The following is a 21,023-nucleotide window of genomic DNA, read 5'->3' on the forward strand; positions in this document are numbered from 1 at the left end:
GGCCGCGCGCATTGGCCCGGGGGTTTACATCCGTGGGCTGATGCGGCGGCGTGCCGGGGCGGGGTGGCGCATAGCGTTCACGCTCAACCCAACGCAACGGATAGCGTGACTGACGTTGCGTTAAATCCGTAACTGTTGCAACGATAATGAGGCGCTGACCTGTGATAATGCTGATTGTGCGCAACGTGCCTGTTGCCGTGAAGCGTGAAGGCAACGTAGCGTTTCCGTTGTCAGAAAGAACGAGCCACAGGAGAGCATCATGCAGAAGTTCGCCACCCCCGCCCCGGTCTCCGCCGTCCTCGACATCCCCGCCGGGCGCATCCGGCTCATCGCCGCCGACCGGGCCGACACCACGGTCGAGGTCCTGCCCGCCGACGCCTCGAAGAGCCGCGACGTGAAGGCGGCGGAGCGGACCACCGTCGAATACGCCGACGGCGTCCTGCGGATCGAGGCGGCGGCGGCCGAGAACCGGATCCTCGGCCAGTCCGGCACCGTCGAGGTGACCGTCCAACTGCCCGCCGGCTCCCGCATCCAGGCGAAGACGGCCAGCGCCGAACTCCGGGGCGTCGGACGCCTCGGCGACGTCACCTTCGAAGGCGCGCAGGCCTCGGTCAAGCTCGACGAGACCGCCGGCGCCCACCTCGCAGTCCTCGCCGGCGACATCTCCGTCGGCCGCCTCGACGGCCCCGCCGAGATCACCACCGCCAAGGGCGACATCCACATCACCGAAGCCGTGCACGGCACGATCACGCTGCGCACCGAGGCCGGCGACGTGTCCGTCGGCGCCGCCCGCGGCGTCTCCGCCTCCCTGGACGCCGGCACCACCTACGGCCGGATCCACAACACGCTCAAGAACACCGACGGCGCCGCCGCCGGCCTGAGCATCCACGCGACCACCGCCTACGGCGACATCACCGCCCGCAGCCTCTGAAGCCCCAGCCCCGGCCCCAGCCCGCACCCGCACACTCCGATCGCGAGACAAGGAACAACCATGAGTGAATCCCGCCACGCCGCCGAGATCGCCGTCGAGGACGCCGCAGGTCAGGACCGCCCGGAGCTCCAGCAAGCCATCCAGGAGTTCGTCGACGCCGGTTTCGCCGGGATACAGCTGCGCGTGCACGACGAGCACGGGGAGTGGGTCGGCAGCGCCGGGGTGCGCAAGCTGGGCGAGGCCGCGAAGCCGTCGGTGGACGGGAAGTTCTGGGTGGGCAGCACCACCAAGACCTTCGTCGCGACCCTGGTGCTGCACCTGGTGGCCGACGGCGCGACCGGGCTGGACACCCCGGTGGCCGACCACCTGCCGCAGTTCGGGCTGGACCGGCGGATCACCGTGCGGATGCTGCTCCAGCACACCAGCGGCCTGGCCAGCTACACCGGCGACCTCGAACCCGACGGGACGTTCGTGCCGGGGATCCCCGCGATGGGCAAGGAGTGGGTGGACAACCGGTTCCACAGCTACCGGCCCGAGGAGCTCGTGCAGTTCGCCCTGTCCAAGCCGGCACGGTTCGAGCCGGGCACCGACCAGAGCTACTCCAACACCAACTACACGCTGGCCGTGCTCCTGATCGAGCAGGCCGCCGGCCGCCCGTACGCCGAGGAGATGCAGCGGCGGATCCTTCGGCCGCTCGGACTGCGGGACACCGTGGTGCCGGGCGACTCGCCGGAGCTCCCCGCGCCGCACGCCCACGGCTACTACCGCTACCAGGACGGCGACCAGTGGAAGCTGGTCGACGTCGCCCGCCAGAACCTCTCCCTCCTGGTCGGCGCCGGCGACCTGATCTCGACCACCCGGGACCTCCACACGTTCTTCGCCGTACTCCTGGGCGGCAAGCTCCTGCCCGCCCCCCTGCTGGACGAGATGCGCACGCCGCACGGGATGCTCGGTTACGGCCTGGGCCTGTTCATCCAGGACCTCGGCCCCGACGGCGGCACCATCGTCCACCACAACGGCGGCGCCCCCGGCGGCTACGGGGCACTGATGATCGGCACACCCGACGGCAGCAAGACCCTGACCGCCGGGCTCACCACCGGCGACTCCGCATCCGACCCGGCACAGGAGTTCCCCAAGGCGCTGGACCGGCTCATCACGGCGGTGTTCGGCGGCGGAGGCGGCGTGCGGGCCGAAAGCTGACGGCGTGCGGTTTCGGCGTAAGGAGTGGGAAGTCGGCGGGGCCGACTTCCCACTCCGTTCGTTGAAGGGGTGGTGCCCCGGCGCGCAGCGGTGGTGAGGTGGTGGTGAAGCGCGAAGTCGCGCTCCGGAAGGTGGTCGGCGTCGTCGCGTTAGCAGCGCGTTCCGCGATGGTGAAGCGGCGTGGCGTAATGCAGTTCCATGTCAGGCAAATTCCTTCCCCGAAGCGGGAGTTGGCTTCTGTTTACGCGCCGGAGGATTGTTGAGCTCCGGAGGTGGTGGTGCGGGCCGTCGAGGGGGACTTCGACTGGCGCGGGAAAACCCGCAGCGCCCTGGACGTACGCTGACCGTGGATTCGACGAGCACCGAGAGTGCTGGTTCGGATGCGGAGGGTTGGCCCGCAGGTCGGCCCGAATCAGTCGGTCGAACGGGTGGGTGATTATCGTGGGTGGCGTCGAGCGCACGGTCTTCGATGACGGCGAGACGGTGGAGAACTCCGACGGGGTCGCGGAGTTCTACGCTGCGGTGGGCAAGTTGATCAGGCTCTTCCGAGAGCGGGCCGGGATGACGCAGCGTGAGCTGGCCGACAGGCTCGGGTACAGCGAGGACCAGCTGGGGGCGGTCGAGCGCGGCAAGCGGACGCCGAGAATCGAGATCCTGACGAAGGCGGACGAAGTCCTCAACGCGGGTGGCGCGTTGAAGATCGTCGCGGACGACGTGATGAGGGCGAAAGTCCGGATCAGCACGCGGCACCCGGCGTTCTCCAAGGCCTTCACGTTCGAGGAGAACCGGGCGATCGAGATCCACGACTACAGCACGATGGCCATCCCGGGGCTTCTCCAGACCGAGGCATACATCCGAGCCCTGTACGAAATGCGTCGACCGCTGCTCTCCGAGAAGCAGATCGATGAGTGGGTGGCCGCGCGGTTGGCTCGGAAGGCGATCCTCGAACGATGGCCTCTGCCGGTCGTGAGCTGGGTCATCGACGAGAGCGTGTTGAGGCGCCCGCTGGGTGGGTGGGATGTCCACAAGGAGCAGCTCCAGCACCTTCTGAAGGTGGGGCAGATGCGAGGCCCGGAGTTGCAGGTCATGTCGCTGGACAGGATGCAGCACTCCGGCATGGGGGGCTCGTTCACCCTCCTGACGCCGCCGGGTCGCTCGCAGATCGCGTACGTGGCCGTTCAGCACGTCAACCGGCTGATCACGGATCCCGAGGAAGTCCGTAATATGGCGGCACGGTACAGCAGTATCCGCGCCCAGGCCCTGGGCCTGAGGGAGTCCCTGGCCCTGATCGAGAAGATTCTGGGGGAAGTATGAGCACCCAGCTGGCATGGTTCAAGAGCAGTCACAGCACCAATGAGGATGCCAACTGCGTCGAGGTCGCCGAGACGCCCGGCACTGTTCACGTGCGTGATTCCAAGGACAAGAGCGGCCCGCAGCTGACGTTCGGGCCGACTGCGTGGCAGGCGTTCGTGGCGTTCGCTGCGGCCGCCGAGGTCTGATTCAGCCTTCTCCCGACGGCTCGCCGCTTCCGCGCGGCGAGCCGTCGGCGTACCGTCGAACTGTTGGCGCTGTCCGACGTTTTGGGGGAGCAGTGAGTAGCGAGCTGGCGTGGTTCAAGAGCAGCTACAGCACGAACGAGGAAGCTCAGTGCGTCGAGGTCGCCGAGACGCCCGGCGTCGTCCACGTGCGTGACTCCAAGGACAAGGGCGGCCCGCAGTTGGCGTTCGAGCCGACCGCGTGGCAGGCGTTCGTGGCGTTCGTGGCGTTCGCCGCAGCCGCCGAGGTCTGATTCGGCGTCGGCGTTCCGTCGGGAGATGACGGCCAATCGGCGGACGGGCGGGTGGAATGCGGGTGTCGTCGGGCCGGTGTCGGGTGGGGGCTGCTACCAACGGTCCCATGTCCCATCACCTCAGCGGCCCCAACCTCCGCTCGCCCCGAGGCGACTCGCGGCTCGACCTGACCGACGTGTTCGCCTTCCCGGCCGCCGATGCGCCCGGCCGGACCGTCCTGATCATGAACGCGAACCCCTACGCCCCCACCCAGGCGGCCGAGTTCCACCCCGACGCCGTGTACCGCATCAACATCGACACCGACGGGGACCACCGCGCCGACGTCGCCTACTCCTTCACCTTCTCCGCCCCCACCCACACCGGCGCCCAGACCGTCACCGTCCACCGGGCGACCGGCGCCGCCGCGCAGAAGCACGAGCCCACCGGGGACGTCCTGTTCTCCGAAGCCCCGGTCGCCTTCGGGGACGCGCCCGACGTCATCGAGGCGAACGGCCGCAAGCTCTCCGTCGGCCTGCGCAGCGATCCCTTCTTCGCCGACCTCGAAGGGATCGTCAACGACTTCACCTGGACCGGCAAGGACGCCATGGCCGACGCCAACGTCTTCGGCATCGCCCTCGAAGTCCCCGACACCGACCTCGGCCCCGACCCGACGATCGGCGTCTGGGCCCGGGTCAGCCTCCGCCAGGACGGCCGGCTCGTCTCCGTCGACCGTGGCGCGCACCCCTCCCTCACCGCCTACTTCAACAAGGAGGAGGTGAAGGACGCGTACAACGCGGGTGAGCCGGCCGACGACTGGGACACCTACCGCGAGGCCTGGACGGCCGTCCTCCAGCACACCGGGGACTACACCACCGAGGCCGCCACCGAGACCTTGAAGCTCGTCCTCCCGGACATCCTCCGCTACGACCGCTCCCGCCCCGCCGCCTACCCCAACGGCCGCACCCTCGTCGACGACGTGACCTCGGCCCGCCTCACCATGGTCTCCGGCGGCAAGATCACCAGCGACCACATCCCCCCGCACACCGACGTCCTCCCCGTCTTCCCCCACCTCGGCCACCCGCACCCCGTCAAGTAGCGAGTCAAGTGGCCGGACGACAAAGCGGCGGTCAAGAATCCTTGACCGCCGCTTCGCACTTCCCGCTGTGATCACGTGTCAGGCTGTGCGCCCCCGCCCGGCAATGAGGAGGTCCGGTGAACCGCGCGCGCCCACTGATCGAGGACTTCCCCGCCCACCCGGACGGCGACCCGGCCGGCGCCCTCGCCCGCGCCGTCCGCGAGCGCCGCACCGCCCTCGGCCTCTCCATCGCGGACCTCGCCAAGCGCGCCGACCTCACCGACGCCCAGATCCGCGCCATCGAAGCCGGCCACGCCGCCCCCACCCTCCCCCTCCTCACCGCCCTCTCCCGGGCGCTGAACGTGGAGTCGTGAGGGGCTCAGGACGGGCAGGGCCCCTGCGGCTGGTGCATGTCCGCTCCCACCGTCAGCGACGTTCGATGACGCTCTTCTCCCAATCCGAGAGATCGTCGGCGAATCGGCGCCGATCGGCCCAGGTCCCTTCGGGTAGGGACACCCGCAGGACCAGTTGCCGCCCGAACCGCGTGGGCGAGAGGTCGACCTCACCCCGTGCCACCAGGTCCACGAAATCCAGGACCCGATGGGCGGGGACGCCGTCGAACACGTAGTCCTCGTAGAGAACTCTGGCTTCGCCGAGGTCTTCCCTCAACATCACCAGATACTCGTGCCCGGACAGGGCCTCCAGATGGAGGTCGACCAGCCTCGGCTCGGCCGCGACCTCGACCGCCTCGATCCCGGCGAACCGCCCGGACCGATGGGCCGCCGCCACGAGATCCTCCACCGAGCACCCCGGGGGTAGTCCTTCCTGTCCCATCCAACTGCCTCCACTCTGCAGGTCGATTCCCGCTCTACCAGGCGCGTCCAGTGACACGGTGACCGGCCACGGCAGAACGTGGAACGGCCCCCGCGACCGGCTCTCGGCCGATCGCGGAGGCCGGGGGCTCCCTCAGTTCGGTGCTACGCCGCGAGCGGCCGCAGCGCCACCTCCCAGGCCCGGAACTTCAGCCGGAGCGTGGAGGCGACGATCTCGAACACCGGTGGCAGGTCGGCCCCGTACTCGTAGTACGTGACAGTGTCGATCCCGTCCGGTTCCTCCGGAGGGTCACCCTGCCAGCCGTCCGAGCTCACCGCGGTCTGCTGCATGACCAGTTCGCCGGCGTCGTGGAACTCCAGCGCGAAGCGACCGCGGGTCGGGTGCCTGAACTCCAGGCTCACCGTCGCCTTGGGGTAGCCCACCAGGGCGACGCCGTGAAGCTCGCAGTCGTTGTGGAGGTCGATGAAGCCGCCCGGCACGTCGAGCTCGACGTAGTCGCCCGGGGCCTCCCATGCCTCCAGACCGCTGAATCGGGCCTTCACTTGATTCCCTTCTTCTTCGGCTTCATCAGATGGAACTGGGCCCGTCCGATGTCACGCCAGGTCATGCGCTGGGTGTTGTTCCGCTGGAGCGGACCCCAGCCGCTCGGTGCCCGGGGCTCGCGGTAGCTCGGTACCTTGTGCGGGGTCGGGACCTTCTCGGTCTTCCCGCCACCGAGTTTGTTGGTGTGGGTCTTCCCACGAAGGTCGTAGTACCACTTCGTCTTCCGGCCCTCGACGATCACCCGGCTCTTGCCGCCATTGTACTTGTCGGCCAACTTGCTGGCGTAGCGGGCCTTGGCCTCCGTGTTCTGGATCCGCGCGTATCGGTAGACCACCTTGGCCTTGGTCGCTATCCGATCCACCCGAGCCGCGGCCCGTACGGCCTTCACCGCTGTGATGGTGGCCTTGGCAACGGCTCCACCGCCGACGACCTGAGCCACCGCGACCACCGCCATCTCGGCGGCCTTCGCCGTGTCCCCGGCCACTGCGTAGGAGACCGAGGAGACGGCTGCTGCCACCGCGCCGATGGGGCCGGGGATGTAGGCGGCGACCTCGGCGACCTTGGCGACGACCTCGACCGTCTTCTTCAACCACTTGGGCATGCCCCAGTTGCCGTCGAGGTCGGTGCAGTTGACCGGGTCGCCGGTGCAGTAGTCGTACGGGCTGGCGTTGCCTCCGGGGACCGGGTCGATCTGGAGGAAGCGGCCGAGGGCCGGGCTGTAGAGGCGGGCACCCATGAGGATGTCGCCGTCCTGGGCTTCTGCGGAGCGCTGCTTGCCGCCGAGCCAGCCGTAGCGGACGTTGGCCTGGCCGTCCTGCGGGATGCCGAACTCGTCGAAGTCCAGCACCACCGGCTTGGTCAGCGCGGTATCGGTGGTGACGACCACCGAGCCGAACAGGTTGGTCAGCTGGAGCTGGACGTCACCGGTCTTGCTGGTGGTGGCCGTCAGATCGGCGTCCGGGCCCGAGACGTTGCGGGTCAGGGTGCCCTGGGCGGTGTCCTCGACGGTCCAGCGGACCTCGTCGGAGTCGTCGCTGTAGTGGTTCAGCTTCGACGTGGCGTTGGCCCAGGAGCCGTCGGCCTGCTTCTTGCTGGTGGTGAACGCGGTCAGGCGGTGGGCGGCGTCGACGGCCCACTCCTGCTTGGTGTCCCCCTTCTCCTGGGCGGCGACGCGGTCGTTCGCCCAGTAGGTGTTGGTCGCGCCGGTGGCCGTCTTCACGGTGCGCCCGAAGGCGTCGTAGACGAAGCCGGGGTCGGTGAGCCGGTCGGCGCTGTCGTAGGTGTGGTTCTCCGCCGTGGCCCCGGCCGTGCTGCACTCGCCGGCCGCCCCGCGCGGGGAGGTCTGCTTGGACAGGCGGTTGGAGTGGGCGTCGAAGGCGTACTGGCGGGTGACGCAGCCGGCCGCGACCGTGGTCTGCTCGGCCTTCACCAGCCGGCCGAGCCGGTCGTACTGGTAGGAGCGGGTGGCGGTGGAGCTGGTGTCCTTGGCGACCTGGCCCTGGGTGGACATGTCGGTGGTCTGGGCCCAGACCACCGTGTTGTCCGAGGTGCGGGTGTAGGTGCGGCCGGTGGCCTCACCGACGGCGTTGAAGGTGTCCTTGCGGACGATCCCGCCGGGGTAGGTCTGCTCGACCAGCTGGCCGTCCGGACCGTACTTGGCGGTGAACTCGCCCGCCACGCTGTCGGTCACGGAGGTGACCAGCCCTCGCGGCTCCTTCGCCCGGTCGTAGGCGTAGGTGGTGGACCCGGTTTGGTCACTCACCTTCGCCGGCTTGCCGAACCGGTCGAACTCGGTGGTGGTGGTGGCACCGTCGGCGTCCGTGTAGGAGATCAGACGGCCGAGCGCATCCAGGACGCGGGTGAGCGACTTGCCGCCGGCGGTCGTCTTGACGATGTCACCGGTGGCCGGGTCGTACTCGGTGGTGACCTTCGGCAGCGGCTTGCCCTCGTCCGAGGTGATCTCGGTCGAGACGATCCGGTCCAGGGCGTCGTAGACGGTGACGGTCTTGCGGGACTTGCCCGCGTTGGTCTCGGTCGTCTCCTCAGGCTCGTTGAACGCGGAGTAGCGGGTGACCCGCTTCACCGGCAGCGTGGTGGACATCCGCGAGGCGTCCGCCCCGGTGACGGCGCCGCCCGGCATGGTGACGCAGGGCAGGCCCGCCCACTCCGGGCGGTTGGCGCACGCGGCGTCGTCCGGGTTGGTTCCGGCGGTGTAGAACACCGACTTGACCGTCCCGGCGTCATTGCCGGTGGAGCCCGGCTTGCGGGACTCCAGAGCCCGTCCGGAGGCGTCGAGCTTGACGTAGGCGGTCAGCTTGGCGCCGAGTGCGTCGGTGGTCACCGAGGTGGCCGCCTTCAGCGTCCAACCGGAGGTGCCGCCGATCGGCGTGTCGTAGCCGGTCTTGGTGACGCGCAGTTCGACGTCGTCGGCGTAGCCGTCGATGCGGGCGCCGTCGGTCGCGGTGGTGACCAGGTGGTAGGTCTGGCCGTCGGGCTTCCCTTCGTCGTAGGTGTTGGTGTTGTGGTCGCGGGCGACGACCGGGGTCCCGGCGGCGAGCGTCGGGTTGACGGTCGCCTTGGTGAGGGTGACGGTGTCGATGCCGGTGTGGAACCGCTCGCCGCCGCTGGCCGCGTTGGTGTCGACCACGGTGAGCTTCAGCTCGTGGTCGCCGCGCGTGAGCTTCACGGGTGCGCCGGTGGTGTACGGGGCCACTGCGCCGCTGGCGCTGTAGGTGTCGATCCGCTGGCCGACGTCCTTGCCGTCGATCGCCCACTGGATGACGCCGTGGTCGCTGTTCTTCGTCAGCTGGCCGGAGAGGACGTACTCGCCCTCCTCGGGAACGGTGACGCGCATCGCGTCGAACGCGCCCGCCGCCGTGCCGCGGATGCCCAGCTGGGCACCGCCGGACCAGGTGACGCCGCAGCAGTCGTTGTCGATCTGGACCTTGGCGTTGGTCCCGAGCTGCGGCAGCTTCTCGGCCTCGGCCGTGACGACGGCCGGGTTGGTCTGGCCGTTGACCTGCTCGGCGAGCGAGGCACGGTAGACCGGACCGAGCGTCTCCGTCACGTCCAGGCCGTCGGCGGAGTACGTGGTACGTGAGTCGAGCAGGCGCGCGCGGGAGGCGGAGTCCGCCGGGAGGTTCAGCTCGGCGGCGAACTTGTCCGCATCCGGGTACGTGCCCAGCGCGATCGAGCGGTTGGCCGCCCCCAGACCGCGCACGACATGGCCGTAGCGGTCGTACTCCTTGGTGTCGATGTCACCACCGGGGGTGACGGACGGGATTGCGGTGTTGACCACATTGCCGGAGGCGTTGAGGTAGTGGATGGAGGCCGACTTGTAGGCGTCCGGGCCCGGCTTGGCGGCCGAGGCGGTGTTGGTGCCCGGGTCGTCCTCGGGGCCGAACACGGCGGTGGCGTCGGTCGGCGCATCGGTCTGCGCCCACTTGGCCACGTCCGCACCCGCCAGGTCGTACGGACCGCCGGCGCCGCGGGTCAGCGGCACGTCGTAGACGACGCTGGATGCGGCTTCGCCGGTGACCTGGTCCTTGCTGCCCGGCGCGAGCATGCCGCGACGGACCTTGAGGAGACGGCCAGGGTCCTGGTCGGCCGCCGCCTTGCCGTAGTCGAAGTTCCACGGCAGCTCACCGGCGCTGCCGATCCGGGTGACCCGGCCGGCGTCGTCGTAGCCATAGGCGGTCTTCAGCGGGGTGGCCAGGCGCGGGTCCCAGACCTGGGTGAGGCGGCCGCGGTCGTCGTACGAGTAGTGCGCGACCTCGACGGCCTCCTGCTTGGAGGTGGCCGGGTTCCACGTCCAGACCTTCACCCCGCGGACGCGGTCCAGGTAGTCACCCGGGGTCGCGGCCGTGGCGGTGGTCACCTTGGCGTAGTCGTACTCCATCACCTCGCAGCCGCGCGGCAGCGGGTCGACGGTGCAGCCGTTGACGTCGTCGATGCCCGGCTCGACGGCCGGGACGATGCGCTTGACGAGCGAGCGGCCGTCGGTGGTGTCGTACTGGTAGCGGGTGGTCGAGGCCGCGTCGGGCCCCGTCTCGCTGACCACCTGGTAGATGTTCGAACCGGCCTGGCGGGCGAAGACGGTCTTCGAGCCGTCCAGCTCGCTCAGCTCGTAGGCGGTGCCGGCGGTCTGGATGTCCCAGACCTGGTTGGGGCCGGCCCAGCAGACCCAGATCGAGGCGCCCTTGTCGGCGTCCAGGCACTGGCCCGAGTGGCGGTTCATGACCGTGCCGTTGGTGCGCACCTCCCACTGCTGGTTGTCGCCGCCGTTGCAGCCCCACAGCGTGAGCGGGGTGGCGTTGCCGGTCTGGCCCCAGGGGTTGTCCAGGCAGTAGCCGAGCAGGCGCAGGGTCAGGTCGTCGCCGCGGGTCCACTGCTGGTTCGACGCGCCCGTGCACGGAGCGGGCTGCAGCCGGGCGCCGTTACCGGCCGCGCCGTTCGGGACCTCCAGGCACTGGCCGCTGGTCGACAGGACGATCGCACCGGACTTGGCCGGAACGGCCTTGAGCGACAGCGACTCGGCGCCCGGCTCGGGGAAGAACGTTCCGTCCGTGCCCTTGGCGAAGGTCAGCGAGGTGTCGTCGTTGTCCTTGATCTCGACCAGGTCCGACTGCGGGAAGGACAGCGCCCGGTAGTCCGAGCCGGTGCCCGCGTCCGGGCCGCCGGCCCACTGCGGGCCGAACGGGGCGACGATCTCCTTCAGCGACAGGTCGTCGAAGAAGACCTCCTTGCCGCTGCCGGCGGTGTTGCCGTTGTAGAGGCGGAACCAGGCCTCGGTGGCGTCCTTGGGCACCGTCAGGTCCAGCGTCAGCTGCTGCCAGCCGTCGGTGAACGACGCCTTCGGAGAGGCGGTCTCGCCGTAGCCGGCCGGGGTGCGGTAGACGCCGACCATCCGCAGGCCGCGGTTGGCCAGCGGGTTGTCCAGGCCGGTCGCGCCGGGGACGTAGATCCAGCCGGTGAGCCGGTAGGTCTTGCCGGGCTGCATGCCCTGGCCGAGCGTGTACTCGGGGCCGAGCGCGGCGAAGGAGTCCCAGCCGGAGCCGGCCGGGACGACCAGGAGCGAGTCGGGCGAGTTGTCGTGGCCGCGGACCGTGGAGCGGGACAGCGTCGCCTGTCCGGCGGTGAAGCCGGTCAGGTCGGTGCCGACCTGGCGCTGGTTGAGCGTCAGACGCTCGCCCTGGGGCTGCCAGCCGCGGCCGAGGTCACGTGAGGAGGCAGTGCGCTTGACCGACAGACCGCGCTCGTCGGCGTCGGTGACGTCGGTCGAGTAGTCGCCGGTGAGCAGGTTGACCGAGCCGGGGCCGATGTTGGCGCCGGTCGCGCCGTCGGCGTTGCGGTCGACCGTGATGGTGTTCCAGACGGTGGCGTAGCCGTTGCCGGAGCCGTCCTCGGGGAAGAGGAGGGCGCGGACCTGGACGACGCCGCCGACCTGGCCGAGCGTGTCGAGGACGCTCCAGTTGGCGTGCGGGCCGAGGTCCGCGAGCCGCGGCTTGTCCTCGGTGACCGCGGTGTTGTCCGCCTTGGTCAGGTTGGTGCGCGGGACGTTGTACTCCGCGGCGCCGGGGCCACGGCGGTACTGGTAGACGACGCGCTGGAACTGCGCCTGCGCGTCGACCGCGAGCTTGACGCGCTTCGCGGACTGGGTGCCGTTGACCGGCGAGCTCATGCCCGCCTGGCCGACCTGGAAGGTGTACGTCGCGGGCGGGGACAGGTTGCCCGCGCGGTCCTTGGACTGCACGCTGAGCACGCGCCGGCCCTCGGTGGTCGGCGTGATCGACGTGGTCAGCGCGCCGGTGGCGGCGACCGTCACCGGGGTGCCGCCGTCCAGGGTGTAGACGTAGGCCGCGGTGTCGTCGGTGCCCGGGGCGGGGGAGAAGGTGAACGACCCGGCCTGGTTGGCGGTGCCGTGCCAGAGCCCGTCCGCCGGGTAGTCCGCCGAACTCACGAACGGCGTACCGGGCTTGACGGTGTCGGCGATGACGTTGGTGCCGACCCAGCCGGAGCGGGACTTGCCGTCGTCGAGCATGGCCCAGATCGTGTACTGCACGCCCTCGTCGAGCTTGGCGATGCCGTAGTCGGAGGGGCGGACGGTCGCGATCGCGCCGTTCGGGGTGTCCCGGACGATGCTGCCGATGAACGTGCCGCCGCGCCACAGGTCCAGGTAGACCTTCAGCGGGTCGCCGTCGGGGTCGGCCGCCTGCACCTGGAAGCGCGGGTTCGCGTCCGAGGTGTAGCGGGGGTTGCCCTGCTGCGAGGGCTGCACCTCCACCGTCGCCGGGGTGGCCGGGACGGTGTTGTAGGTGATCGAGAGGAACGGAGGCCAGTAGCCCTCGGCGGAGCTGAACTTCTTCCAGGACAGGTTGCTCGACTCGTCGGCCGCCTTGAGGGCGAACCCGTATTCGTTGTGACCGAACCCGGCGAAGTACCGGATCATCTCGGTGACGTCGGCCTTGGCCCAGAACGTGCCGTCGGAGGCGTAGCAGTCGTGGGTGTCACCGTCGTTCGCCACGTCGTACGTGTCGTTCGAGGTGGCCCACTTGCGCTCCATCGCGGGCTGGTTGCCCCAGCGGGTCCACCAGGCCGCGCCGGGCGCGTTCCAGACCTCCCACTGCTTCGGGATGCAGGACGAGGAGTGATGGTTGGCGAGGTTGAGCGTGGCGCCCAGGATCTGCTTGCCGTTGAACGACCCGCCCGGGACGGTCAGGAACGACCGGGCCACGACCTTGCCGTCGTAGCTGCCCAGCTTGAGGTCCGTCGACGAGGAGGCGTCGATGTTCTCGTTGGTCTGGACGTAGGTGTCGAAGGTCGTGCCGACGTCCACCACCGGGTCGATGGTGACCGGGAACTGGGTCTTCGGGTCCGCGAGGAAGGCGGCGTCCGGGGTGAACACCAGCTCGGTGTCCGAGCCCTGGCCGTGCACCTCCATCGTCACCGGGCCGCGGTTCAGGTGCTCCTGCGAGGCAGGATCGACCGCGGCGTCCCACATGACGGGGGTCGGGATCTTGACCGTCGCCTTGCCGGTCGCCTTGTCGAGCAGCTGGATCGAACCGTCCTGCTGCGGCGAGACGGTGAGCCCGGTGGTGTCCAGCGGGAGCGTCACCGTGCCGGTCTGGGCGACGGCGGAGCGGTCCTTGACGATCAGGAACTGCTCGAAACCGGTCCGGGTGGCTTCGAGGACCAGGTCGACGCCGGGGCGGGCGTTGACGTAGGTGGCCTTGTTGCCCTCCAGCTTGGGCTTGGGCAGCTTGCCCAGCCAGCCGAACTTGACCTGCTGCTCACCGGAGCCGATCTTGACCAGCTCGCGCTCGGCGGGGACCGGGGCGGCCGGGGTGGACTGCGGGTCGGCGGCCGGGGCGGCGGCGCGGGCGCCGCTGCGGGAGGCCCGGTTCGCTTCGGCCGAAGCCGAAGCCGAAGCCGAGGCGGACGGAGACGACGACGGGGACGACGACGGGGACGCGGAAGCGGGGGCCGTCGGTATCGCACTGGGCGACGTCGCCGGCGCAGTGGCCGGCGCAGTGGTGGCCGCGGCGCTCGGAGCCGTGGCCGGAGCAGTGCTCGGTGCGGCCGTCGGTATCGCGGCGCCCGGCAGGCTGTCGCCGACCGTCACCCCGGCGTCGCCGCCCTCGAAGACCACCCCGCCCGGGTGCGCCTTCGGCGCCACCTTGCCGTCCGGGGTCTGCACCAGCGTGGTGTCGACGGGCACCCAGGCCTCGCCGACCTTCATCCGGATCGGCCCGGTGGAGCGGTCGGAGGTCAGCGTGCCGTCCGGGTTCGCCCACAGGGTGGTGAACTCCGTCCGGGCGTTGGTGACCTCGATCCGCCGCTTCTGCAGCCGGGCCGAGAGCAGCGCCGAAGCCTCGTCAGGTGCCTCGGTGGCCGGAGCGGCGGGCGGAGTGGCGGGTGCGGGTGCGGCGGTGGCCGGAGCGGCTGTCACCGCGTCCACCACCACACCGGCCTGCACCAGCAGGCCGAGCGTCAGGAGCGCTGATACGGGGCGCATCCGACGCGTAGAGAAGGCCCCGCCCGCAAAAGCGGACGAGGCCCGAGACCGTCGTTTCATCAAAGACTCTCTCAAGAGATGTGCATTGTTTTGAATGGCTTGATCGAAGCCGAAGCACAATCTCTCACCCCCAGCTGACTCCCAGCGACCAATCAGGATGACGATTGCGTAACAGATCGCCTACGCTGAGGAGTCGTGAGAAATGGAGTCATTTCGATGACATCACCCCAGGTGGGCGAGGTGTCCGAGATGCGAAGAGGGACCCCGATCGCGTGCGCGAAAGGGCCCGGATGGTCGTGAATTAAGAATTGATGTGCCGTCAATTACCGTGCGGGCTTTCCGTCGCAAACCGCCGACGGCGGGACACCCGAAGGTGCCCCGCCGTCAGCGCCGTTCGCAGTGTGGAAGCCGAACGGCGGTGCCGTCAGGCGGTGCTGCGGCCCGCCCGGCGGCGGCGCAGCAGCGCGGTGCCGAGTCCGAGGGCGGCGAGGAGGGTGCCCGCCCCGGTGAGCAGGGCGGCGGTCGGGGTGGAGTCGCCGGCCGGCGCCGCGACGGGGGCCGTTCCCCGGTCGAAGCCGCCGAGCAGGTGCGCCTTGGCGTAGTCGGTGCCGGGCAGCTTGTCGGCGTACCGGTCGTGGACCACCTGCTGGTACTGGGCGAGGGTGATGCCCGCGTCGCCCACGGACCGGACCGCGTCCGGGTTGAGCGGCCGTACCTGGCCGTCGACCAGGGCGTACCAGGCCCGGATCTGCGGTTCCTCGAAGGCGACGGCGCCGCGGCCCAGTGCTGCCGCGGCGGCGGCGTGGTCGGTCTCGTCGCTGCCGGAGGCTATGTTGATCTCGGCCCAGGACCTGCTGTCGTGCGGGTCGGGGGCCGTCCACACCGAGGCCTTGCGGCCGTCGGCCGCGTCGGCCTCGGTCGCCATGAACGCGAACTTCGCGACCGGCGCCCCGGCGGAGGCCGCCGCGACGAAGTCCGGGTTGAGGTAGTACACGGGGACGGTGTCGCCGACCACCCGGGCCGGGGCGGCGGCCTGCGCCTGGCGGGCGTCGGAGGAGCCCTGGCCGGAGCCGTGGGCGAAGAACCCGCCGAGGGTCTGCACGACGGGGGCGGCCTTCGCCGCCGCGGCGGCCGCGGTGACGTCGGCCGCGGACGGGGCGGACGGGGCGGACGGGACGCCGGCTGCCGTGGCCGGGGTGGCGGCGAGGGCGGGGGCGGCGGCGAGCAGTCCGCTGCCGGCGAGGGCGATGGCGGCGAGGGCGCGCGGGGCGCGGAAGTGCGTCATCGTGTCACGCCCCGATCCGGTACAGCGAGTCGTTCCAGTTGAACTGGCCGTTGTAGCCGGCGTAGTAGCTGTACGACGCCAGGTTGTAGCGGTTGCTGCTGGGCCACGGGTCGCCCCAGTAGATGGACTTGTTGCTCTGGTCGTAGCCGTAGATGACCTGGGCGTGCCCGCCGCCGGCCAGCCAGGAGATGCCGGTCTCGATCGGCCGGCCCGCGTTGATCTCGCTGACGATGGTGTTGAAGGACAGGGCGCCGGTCTCCTGACCGGGGGACACCCCGAGTGCGGAGAGTGCGTTCTGCACCCAGGAGAGCTGGCCGGGCTGGTTGGGGCACTGGTACGAGGTGTCCTGGCCGTAGGCGAGGTCGCAGAACGAGTTCTGGTCGGTGCCGTGGCCGAGGAAGGTGGCGATGGTGTTGCCGGAGGCGGCCCAGCACCACTGGTCCTGCTCCTGCGCCTGCATGGAGATGTTGAGCCGGGAACTGGCGGCGAAGGTCTGGGAACTGCCGGCGGCGGCCTGGGGGGAGGCCGCGGCGGTGCCGGCGCCGGTGGTCACGACGGCGGCCAGCATGCACAGCGCGGCCAGTGCGGCGCGCAGGGACGACCCACGGATGGGTCCGCTCATGGGGGAACTCCTTCGTGCGGGGGCACGGGCGGCTCCGTGTGCACCCGGCGCCGCCCTGGGGTGTGCCTTGTGTGGGGGTGTGCTGTGTGGGGGGTTGCCGCGCGGCCGACGCGGCGGGCCCGGACCGGGGTTGCTAGGAAGCGTAGGCAGCCCGCCGGGCCGCTCCCAGACCCCCCGGAGGGGAGCGGGCGGTGCTGTGAACGGGGCTGTGAAGAGGGGCGGTGCGGCGGAGGTGCTGCGCCGCAGACGGGTGGCCGGGAGCGGGGCTCCCGGATATGGACGCGGCCGGGGTAAGCCGGTAATTTCACAGCGCGCCGCGTCCCCCCGTACCGCGTCCCCCTCCCTCCGTACCGCCGCCGTCCGCACCCTTCGCCCCCCGCACCGCCGCCGTGTCCCCTCGGCCCCGCCGCCGCCGCGCGCCGGCCGGGCCAGTAGCCCCGGGAGCCCCGATGGCCAGTCGTCAGGAACCGCCGCCCGGTGCTGCCCCGGAGAGCGCCGCCGTGCTGGCCGCGCTGCGGAGCGGGCCCTTCGGCCTCGCGCTGCGCACCGCGATCGAGGCCCGCGGGCTGCCGCTGGAGCGGCTGCGCAGCCGGCTGGCCGAGCGCGGACTGCGGATCGCCGTCACGACCCTGAGCTACTGGCAGCGCGGGCTGCGCCGGCCGGAGCGCCCGGAGTCGTTACGGGTGGTGGCCGCGCTGGAGGAGATCCTCGGGCTGCCGGCGCACGCGCTCACCGCCCTGCTGGGTGCGCCGCGGCCGCGCGGCGGGGCGGACCGCGACGGCGGCGGGCCCCGCCCGTACCCGCAGATGGTGCGCACCCCCGGTGATCTGGGCGGGCTGCTCGCGGATCTGGACAGCCCGGCGGCCGGGAAGCTCCAGGTGGTCACCGAGTACGCGACGGTGACGGTCGGGCCGCGTCGTGAACTGGCGGCGCTCAGTTCGATGGTGGCGGTCCGGGCCCGTCAGGACGGGGTCGACCGGGCGCTGCTGATCTACGACTGCGACGAGGGGGTGGACGAGGGGGCCGTCGAGATCGTGGCGGGGGACAGCTGCCGGCTGGGCCGGGTGCGCCGGGATCCGGTGGCCCGGGTGGTGCTCGCGGAGCTGCTGTTCGACCGCTCGCTGCACTGCTCCGAGACCCAGGTGTTCTCCTTCGAGGTGCGCCCGCACAGCGCGGCCGAGTGCTGCCGCTACCGTGCGGCCTTCCGCTTCCCGGCGGACCACTACGTCCTGCGGGTGCGCTTCGATCCGGGCGAACTCCCGGTGCAGTGCCAGTGGTTCACGGCGAGTGACTCGGAGGGTCCGGACGACAGCCTGGCCGACCTCACCCTGGACAGCCACCACCTGGCGCACGTGGTGGCGACCGCGCTGGGGCCCGGGGTCGCGGGCATCCGCTGGGCGTGGACCTGAGGCGTGGACGTGGGGCGCGGCCCTGAGGCGTGGACGTGGGACGTGGCCCTGAGGTCGGGGGTCAGGCCGGTTCGTGCGCGGTGCCGCCGACGAGGGCGCGGGCCTGCGGGGCGGTCATGGGGTGGGCGAAGAGGTAGCCCTGGCCGAGCGGGCAGCCCATGGCGGCGAGGAGGTCGCGCTGTTCGGGGTGTTCGATGCCTTCGGCGATGACCCGGACGCCGAGGGTGTCGGCGATGCGGGTGATGCCTTCGACGAGGGCGTACTGCTGCGGGGAGAGGCCGAGGCCGTCGATGAAGGACTTGTCGATCTTGAGGATGGAGATCGGGAACTCGCGCAGGTAGGAGAGCGAGGAGTAGCCGGTGCCGAAGTCGTCGATGGCGATGCCGACGCCGAGGTCGCCGAGGGTGGCCATGTCGGCGTGGACGCGGTCGTCGCGGCGCATCAGGACGGATTCGGTGAGTTCGAGGACGAGGGTGTGCGGGTCGATGCCGGAGCTGCGCAGGGCGCCGCGGACGACGTCGACGAAGCCGGCGTCGCGGAACTGGCGGGCGGAGACGTTGACGTTGACCCGCAGCGGGGGGAGGCCGGCGGCGGCGCGGTCGGCGGAGCTGGCGGCGTGCCAGGCGGCGGCCTCCTGGGCGGCGCGTTCCAGGACCCAGGCGCCGAGGGGGACGATCTGGCCGCTCTCCTCGGCGAGGGCGATGAACTCGTCGGGCAGCACCATGCCGCGCCGCTGGTGCGGCCAGCGGACGAGCGCCTCGAAGGCGACCAGGTCACCGGTGCGCAGGTCGACGATCGGCTGGTAGTACAGCTGGAAGGAGGATTCGGCGATCGCCGCGTCCAGGTTCTCGTTCAGCTCGTGCCGCTCCACCAGCCCGGTCTGGAGGGCGGGCTGGTAGTGGCGCCACTGGCGGCGGCCGGCCGCCTTGGCGGAGTAGAGCGCGAGGTCGGCGTGGGTGAGCAGTTCGGCCGCGTCCACGCTGTCCTCGGTGGTGGCGACGCCGATGCTGGCCGTCACCCGGACGGCGCCCGCGCTCAGCCTGAACGGTTCTGCGAACACCGTCAGCACGGTGTCCGCGATGGCGTCCACGTCGGCCGGGCGCAGCGCGTCCTCGACCAGGACGGCGAACTCGTCGCCGCCGAGCCGGGCGGCGGTGTCCGAGCTGCGCAGCGCGGTGGAGACCCGCAGCGAGACGGCGATCAGCAGTTCGTCGCCGACGGCGTGCCCCTGGGTGTCGTTGACCACCTTGAAGTCGTCGAGGTCGAGGAAGAGCACCCCGGTGACGGCGCCGCTGCGCTCGCCGCGGGACAGCGCGTGGCCGACCCGGTCCAGGAACAACACCCGGTTGGCGAGGCCGGTGAGGGAGTCGTGGAAGGCCCGGTGGGTGAGTTCGCGCTCCATCCGGCGCTGCTCGGTCACGTCGCGCAGGGTGAGCACCAGGCCGCCGACCGTCGGGTCGGCGCGCAGGTCGTTGAAGCGGACCTCGGCCTCGATCGGGGTCCGGTCCTGCCGCAGCAGCCGCCAGTGCTCACGGGGCTGTTCGCGCAGCGGTTCGCGCGGCGGCGAGTGCTCCGGCGCGTGTGCCGGGGCGGCGTCCACCGGGCCGCGCATCCGGGCCAGCGCCTTGCCGACGGCCCGGCTGTCCTCGGGCGGGACGAGCTCGGTGAGCAGGGTGCCGTCCAGGCTGGGGTAGCCGAGGACCCGTTCGGCGGAGGAGGAGGCGTAGCGGACGCCGTCGTCGGCGTCCAGGATCAGGATGACGTCGCTGGCGTTCTGCACCAGGGTGCGGAAGTACAGCTCGCTGTTGCGGCGGTTGACCTCCTGGCTCAGCACGACCCGTTCGACGGCCAGCGCGGCCTGCGCGGCCAGGATCTCCAGCGAGCCCCACAGGCTGGTGAGCTCCTGCGCGGTGCCGGTGACGATGAGCGCGCCGATCAGCGGGTCGCCGGAGGGGCGCTCGTCGAGGGTGAGCGGGCACAGCAGGGCGGAGGGCATGCCGTCGAGGCGGGCGGCGAGGTCGCTGCCGATGTCCTCGACGGGCAGCAGCCGGGTCTCCCGGTAGGCGGCGAGGGCGAGCGCCTCGTCGGAGTCGGTGACGGGGCCGAGGTGGTGCTGGGCGGCGCCGCGTTCGGCGTGCCGCACGTGCAGGACGCCGGCCTCGGTGACGGCGAGCAGGGCGACGTGACCGGGCTCGGTGGGCATCAGGGTGGAGGCGGTGGCCTGGACGGCGTCCGCGACCTCCTCGACGGTGACGGCCGCGGTGAGTCTGGCGCCGGCCTCGCGCAGGGCCCGCTCGCGGGCGATCGCCTGCCGGCGGGCGACCACGACGACCGCCAGTCGGGCCAGCACCAGCAGGTACAGGAGGGCGGAGAAGGCGCCGATCACGCCGGCGTTGCTGGTGTTGCCGTTCAGCGACTCGATGATCAGGATCGCCGGGGCGATCAGCGAGGCCAGGGTGAGCAGGGCGAGGCGACCGGCGCTCAGGTCGGGTTGCTGGGTGGGGACGGGTCTGGTCAGCTCGACCATGGACGGGTGCAGCGCGGCCGCGCCCCAGGCGGTGTAGAAGGCGGCCCAGCCGAAGTCGACGGGGGTGCCGATGTGCCAGTTGCCGTGCAGCTGGATCAGCCCGTACAGGGTGTCCGCGACCAGCATGCCGGCGGTGCCGACGGTGAGCAGTTGCAGCGCCCGGCTGGTGCCGCCGCGCGGGGTCAGCAGTCGCAGCAGCAGGGCGAGGACGACCACGTCGCCGAGCGGGTAGCCGATCGAGACGGCCTTCTGGAACCAGGAGAGGTCGGGGTTGCGGGCGTACGGGAGGATCAGGTAGATCCAGGCGAGCAGCGCCAGGCCCATGGTGAGGATCAGCGCGTCGAGCAGGCCGGCGCGGTCCTGACGGGCCGTGCGCCAGCGGATGAAGCCGAGCACGCCGGCCGCGTACAGCACGAACTCGGCCAGGTAGAAGCCGTCGGCGACGGACGGGAACGGGTTGTGGAGGTGCAGGAACTGGGTCTGGACGACCTGGACGACCTCGCCCGCGGTGAAGCTCAGGTTGGCGAGCGCCAGCACGTACCAGAACAGCGCGTGCGCGGGGCGGTTGAGGCGGACGCCGGCCACGATGGCCGCGCTGCTGCCGAGTCCGATGCCCGTCCACCAGATGATCCGCTGCGAGGGGTTGATGTAGTAGACGCCGGTGAACAGCACCATCCACAGCAGGTAACAGACCATCAGGCGTTGTCGCCGACGTGTCAACGGGGCTACCTCCTCCGCGTCGCCACCCGGCCGGTGGGACGGGGGAGTTCGGGCGAGGACGGGTCTCGGCGGTCGCGGGGTCGTCTCGTCCCGG

Annotated in this window: 14 protein-coding genes; 8 read left to right on the plus strand and 6 right to left on the minus strand. The window is 71.0% G+C overall.

Annotated features, from left to right (window positions below; translation table 11 throughout):
* Window positions 1-259: 259 nt before the first annotated feature.
* From ACFWPT_RS00065 to ACFWPT_RS00095, 7 genes are all read left to right on the plus strand, one after another.
* Window positions 260-931, plus strand: a complete 672-nt coding sequence (locus tag ACFWPT_RS00065; protein ID WP_380335806.1) for a DUF4097 family beta strand repeat-containing protein — start codon at window positions 260-262, stop codon at window positions 929-931.
* Window positions 932-991: 60 nt separating this feature from the next.
* Window positions 992-2,131 (plus strand): serine hydrolase domain-containing protein, encoded by a 1,140-nt coding sequence (locus tag ACFWPT_RS00070; protein ID WP_380478286.1) that lies wholly within the window; start codon window positions 992-994, stop codon window positions 2,129-2,131.
* Window positions 2,132-2,572: 441 nt separating this feature from the next.
* Complete coding sequence (locus ACFWPT_RS00075) at window positions 2,573-3,445, plus strand: Scr1 family TA system antitoxin-like transcriptional regulator (protein WP_380478288.1); 873 nt, start codon at window positions 2,573-2,575, stop codon at window positions 3,443-3,445.
* Window positions 3,442-3,630 carry a DUF397 domain-containing protein gene (locus ACFWPT_RS00080; RefSeq protein WP_380478290.1) on the plus strand — a complete coding sequence of 63 codons (189 nt, stop codon included), beginning with the start codon at window positions 3,442-3,444 and terminating at the stop codon, window positions 3,628-3,630. The genes ACFWPT_RS00075 and ACFWPT_RS00080 overlap by 4 nt, the downstream gene beginning before the upstream one ends.
* Before the next feature lie 92 nt (window positions 3,631-3,722).
* On the plus strand, window positions 3,723-3,920 hold the full coding sequence (locus ACFWPT_RS00085) for a DUF397 domain-containing protein (protein WP_380478292.1): 198 nt from the start codon (window positions 3,723-3,725) through the stop codon (window positions 3,918-3,920).
* Between the two features lie 107 nt (window positions 3,921-4,027).
* Window positions 4,028-4,996: a DUF4331 family protein gene (locus ACFWPT_RS00090; RefSeq protein ID WP_063349778.1), complete on the plus strand. Its 969-nt coding sequence runs from the start codon at window positions 4,028-4,030 to the stop codon at window positions 4,994-4,996.
* 116 nt (window positions 4,997-5,112) lie between these two features.
* Window positions 5,113-5,349 carry a helix-turn-helix transcriptional regulator gene (locus ACFWPT_RS00095; protein WP_380368776.1) on the plus strand — a complete coding sequence of 79 codons (237 nt, stop codon included), beginning with the start codon at window positions 5,113-5,115 and terminating at the stop codon, window positions 5,347-5,349.
* Window positions 5,350-5,401: 52 nt separating this feature from the next.
* Here the strand turns inward: ACFWPT_RS00095 and ACFWPT_RS00100 are convergent, their stop codons facing one another.
* From ACFWPT_RS00100 to ACFWPT_RS00120, 5 genes are all read right to left on the minus strand, one after another.
* Entirely contained in the window at window positions 5,402-5,776 is a 375-nt protein-coding gene (locus ACFWPT_RS00100) for a hypothetical protein (protein ID WP_380335823.1), read from the minus strand.
* A gap of 176 nt (window positions 5,777-5,952) precedes the next feature.
* Window positions 5,953-6,351, minus strand: coding sequence for a hypothetical protein (locus ACFWPT_RS00105; protein ID WP_380335826.1), 399 nt, complete (start codon window positions 6,349-6,351; stop codon window positions 5,953-5,955).
* Window positions 6,348-14,366 (minus strand): ricin-type beta-trefoil lectin domain protein, encoded by an 8,019-nt coding sequence (locus ACFWPT_RS00110; protein WP_380478295.1) that lies wholly within the window; start codon window positions 14,364-14,366, stop codon window positions 6,348-6,350. The genes ACFWPT_RS00105 and ACFWPT_RS00110 overlap by 4 nt, the downstream gene beginning before the upstream one ends.
* A gap of 424 nt (window positions 14,367-14,790) precedes the next feature.
* Window positions 14,791-15,651: a hypothetical protein gene (locus tag ACFWPT_RS00115; RefSeq protein ID WP_380478297.1), complete on the minus strand. Its 861-nt coding sequence runs from the start codon at window positions 15,649-15,651 to the stop codon at window positions 14,791-14,793.
* A 4-nt stretch (window positions 15,652-15,655) separates the two neighbouring features.
* Window positions 15,656-16,273, minus strand: a complete 618-nt coding sequence (locus ACFWPT_RS00120) for a papain-like cysteine protease family protein (RefSeq protein WP_063349784.1) — start codon at window positions 16,271-16,273, stop codon at window positions 15,656-15,658.
* Window positions 16,274-16,722: 449 nt separating this feature from the next.
* On the opposite strand from ACFWPT_RS00120, the gene ACFWPT_RS00125 reads away from it, so the two are divergent.
* Complete coding sequence (locus ACFWPT_RS00125; RefSeq protein WP_363366734.1) at window positions 16,723-17,682, plus strand: helix-turn-helix transcriptional regulator; 960 nt, start codon at window positions 16,723-16,725, stop codon at window positions 17,680-17,682.
* A gap of 61 nt (window positions 17,683-17,743) precedes the next feature.
* Here the strand turns inward: ACFWPT_RS00125 and ACFWPT_RS00130 are convergent, their stop codons facing one another.
* A complete protein-coding gene (locus tag ACFWPT_RS00130) occupies window positions 17,744-20,929 on the minus strand; it encodes an EAL domain-containing protein (protein WP_380478300.1) in 3,186 nt (1,061 codons plus the stop codon).
* Window positions 20,930-21,023 lie beyond the last annotated feature (94 nt).

Origin of the sequence: Kitasatospora sp. NPDC058478 (assembly GCF_042720345.1) — a bacterium.
Taxonomy (GTDB): domain Bacteria; phylum Actinomycetota; class Actinomycetes; order Streptomycetales; family Streptomycetaceae; genus Kitasatospora.

What these genes read in the sequence shown, in the direction of transcription:
- ACFWPT_RS00065 (WP_380335806.1), top strand. Translation starts at nt 260, where the DNA reads ATGCAGAAGTTCGCCACCCCCGCCCCGGTCTCCGCCGTCCTCGACATC.
- ACFWPT_RS00070 (WP_380478286.1), top strand. Translation starts at nt 992, where the DNA reads ATGAGTGAATCCCGCCACGCCGCCGAGATCGCCGTCGAGGACGCCGCA.
- ACFWPT_RS00080 (WP_380478290.1), top strand. Translation starts at nt 3,442, where the DNA reads ATGAGCACCCAGCTGGCATGGTTCAAGAGCAGTCACAGCACCAATGAG.
- ACFWPT_RS00090 (WP_063349778.1), top strand. Translation starts at nt 4,028, where the DNA reads ATGTCCCATCACCTCAGCGGCCCCAACCTCCGCTCGCCCCGAGGCGAC.
- ACFWPT_RS00110 (WP_380478295.1), bottom strand. Translation starts at nt 14,366, where the DNA reads ATGCGCCCCGTATCAGCGCTCCTGACGCTCGGCCTGCTGGTGCAGGCC.
- ACFWPT_RS00115 (WP_380478297.1), bottom strand. Translation starts at nt 15,651, where the DNA reads ATGACGCACTTCCGCGCCCCGCGCGCCCTCGCCGCCATCGCCCTCGCC.
- ACFWPT_RS00120 (WP_063349784.1), bottom strand. Translation starts at nt 16,273, where the DNA reads ATGAGCGGACCCATCCGTGGGTCGTCCCTGCGCGCCGCACTGGCCGCG.
- ACFWPT_RS00125 (WP_363366734.1), top strand. Translation starts at nt 16,723, where the DNA reads ATGGCCAGTCGTCAGGAACCGCCGCCCGGTGCTGCCCCGGAGAGCGCC.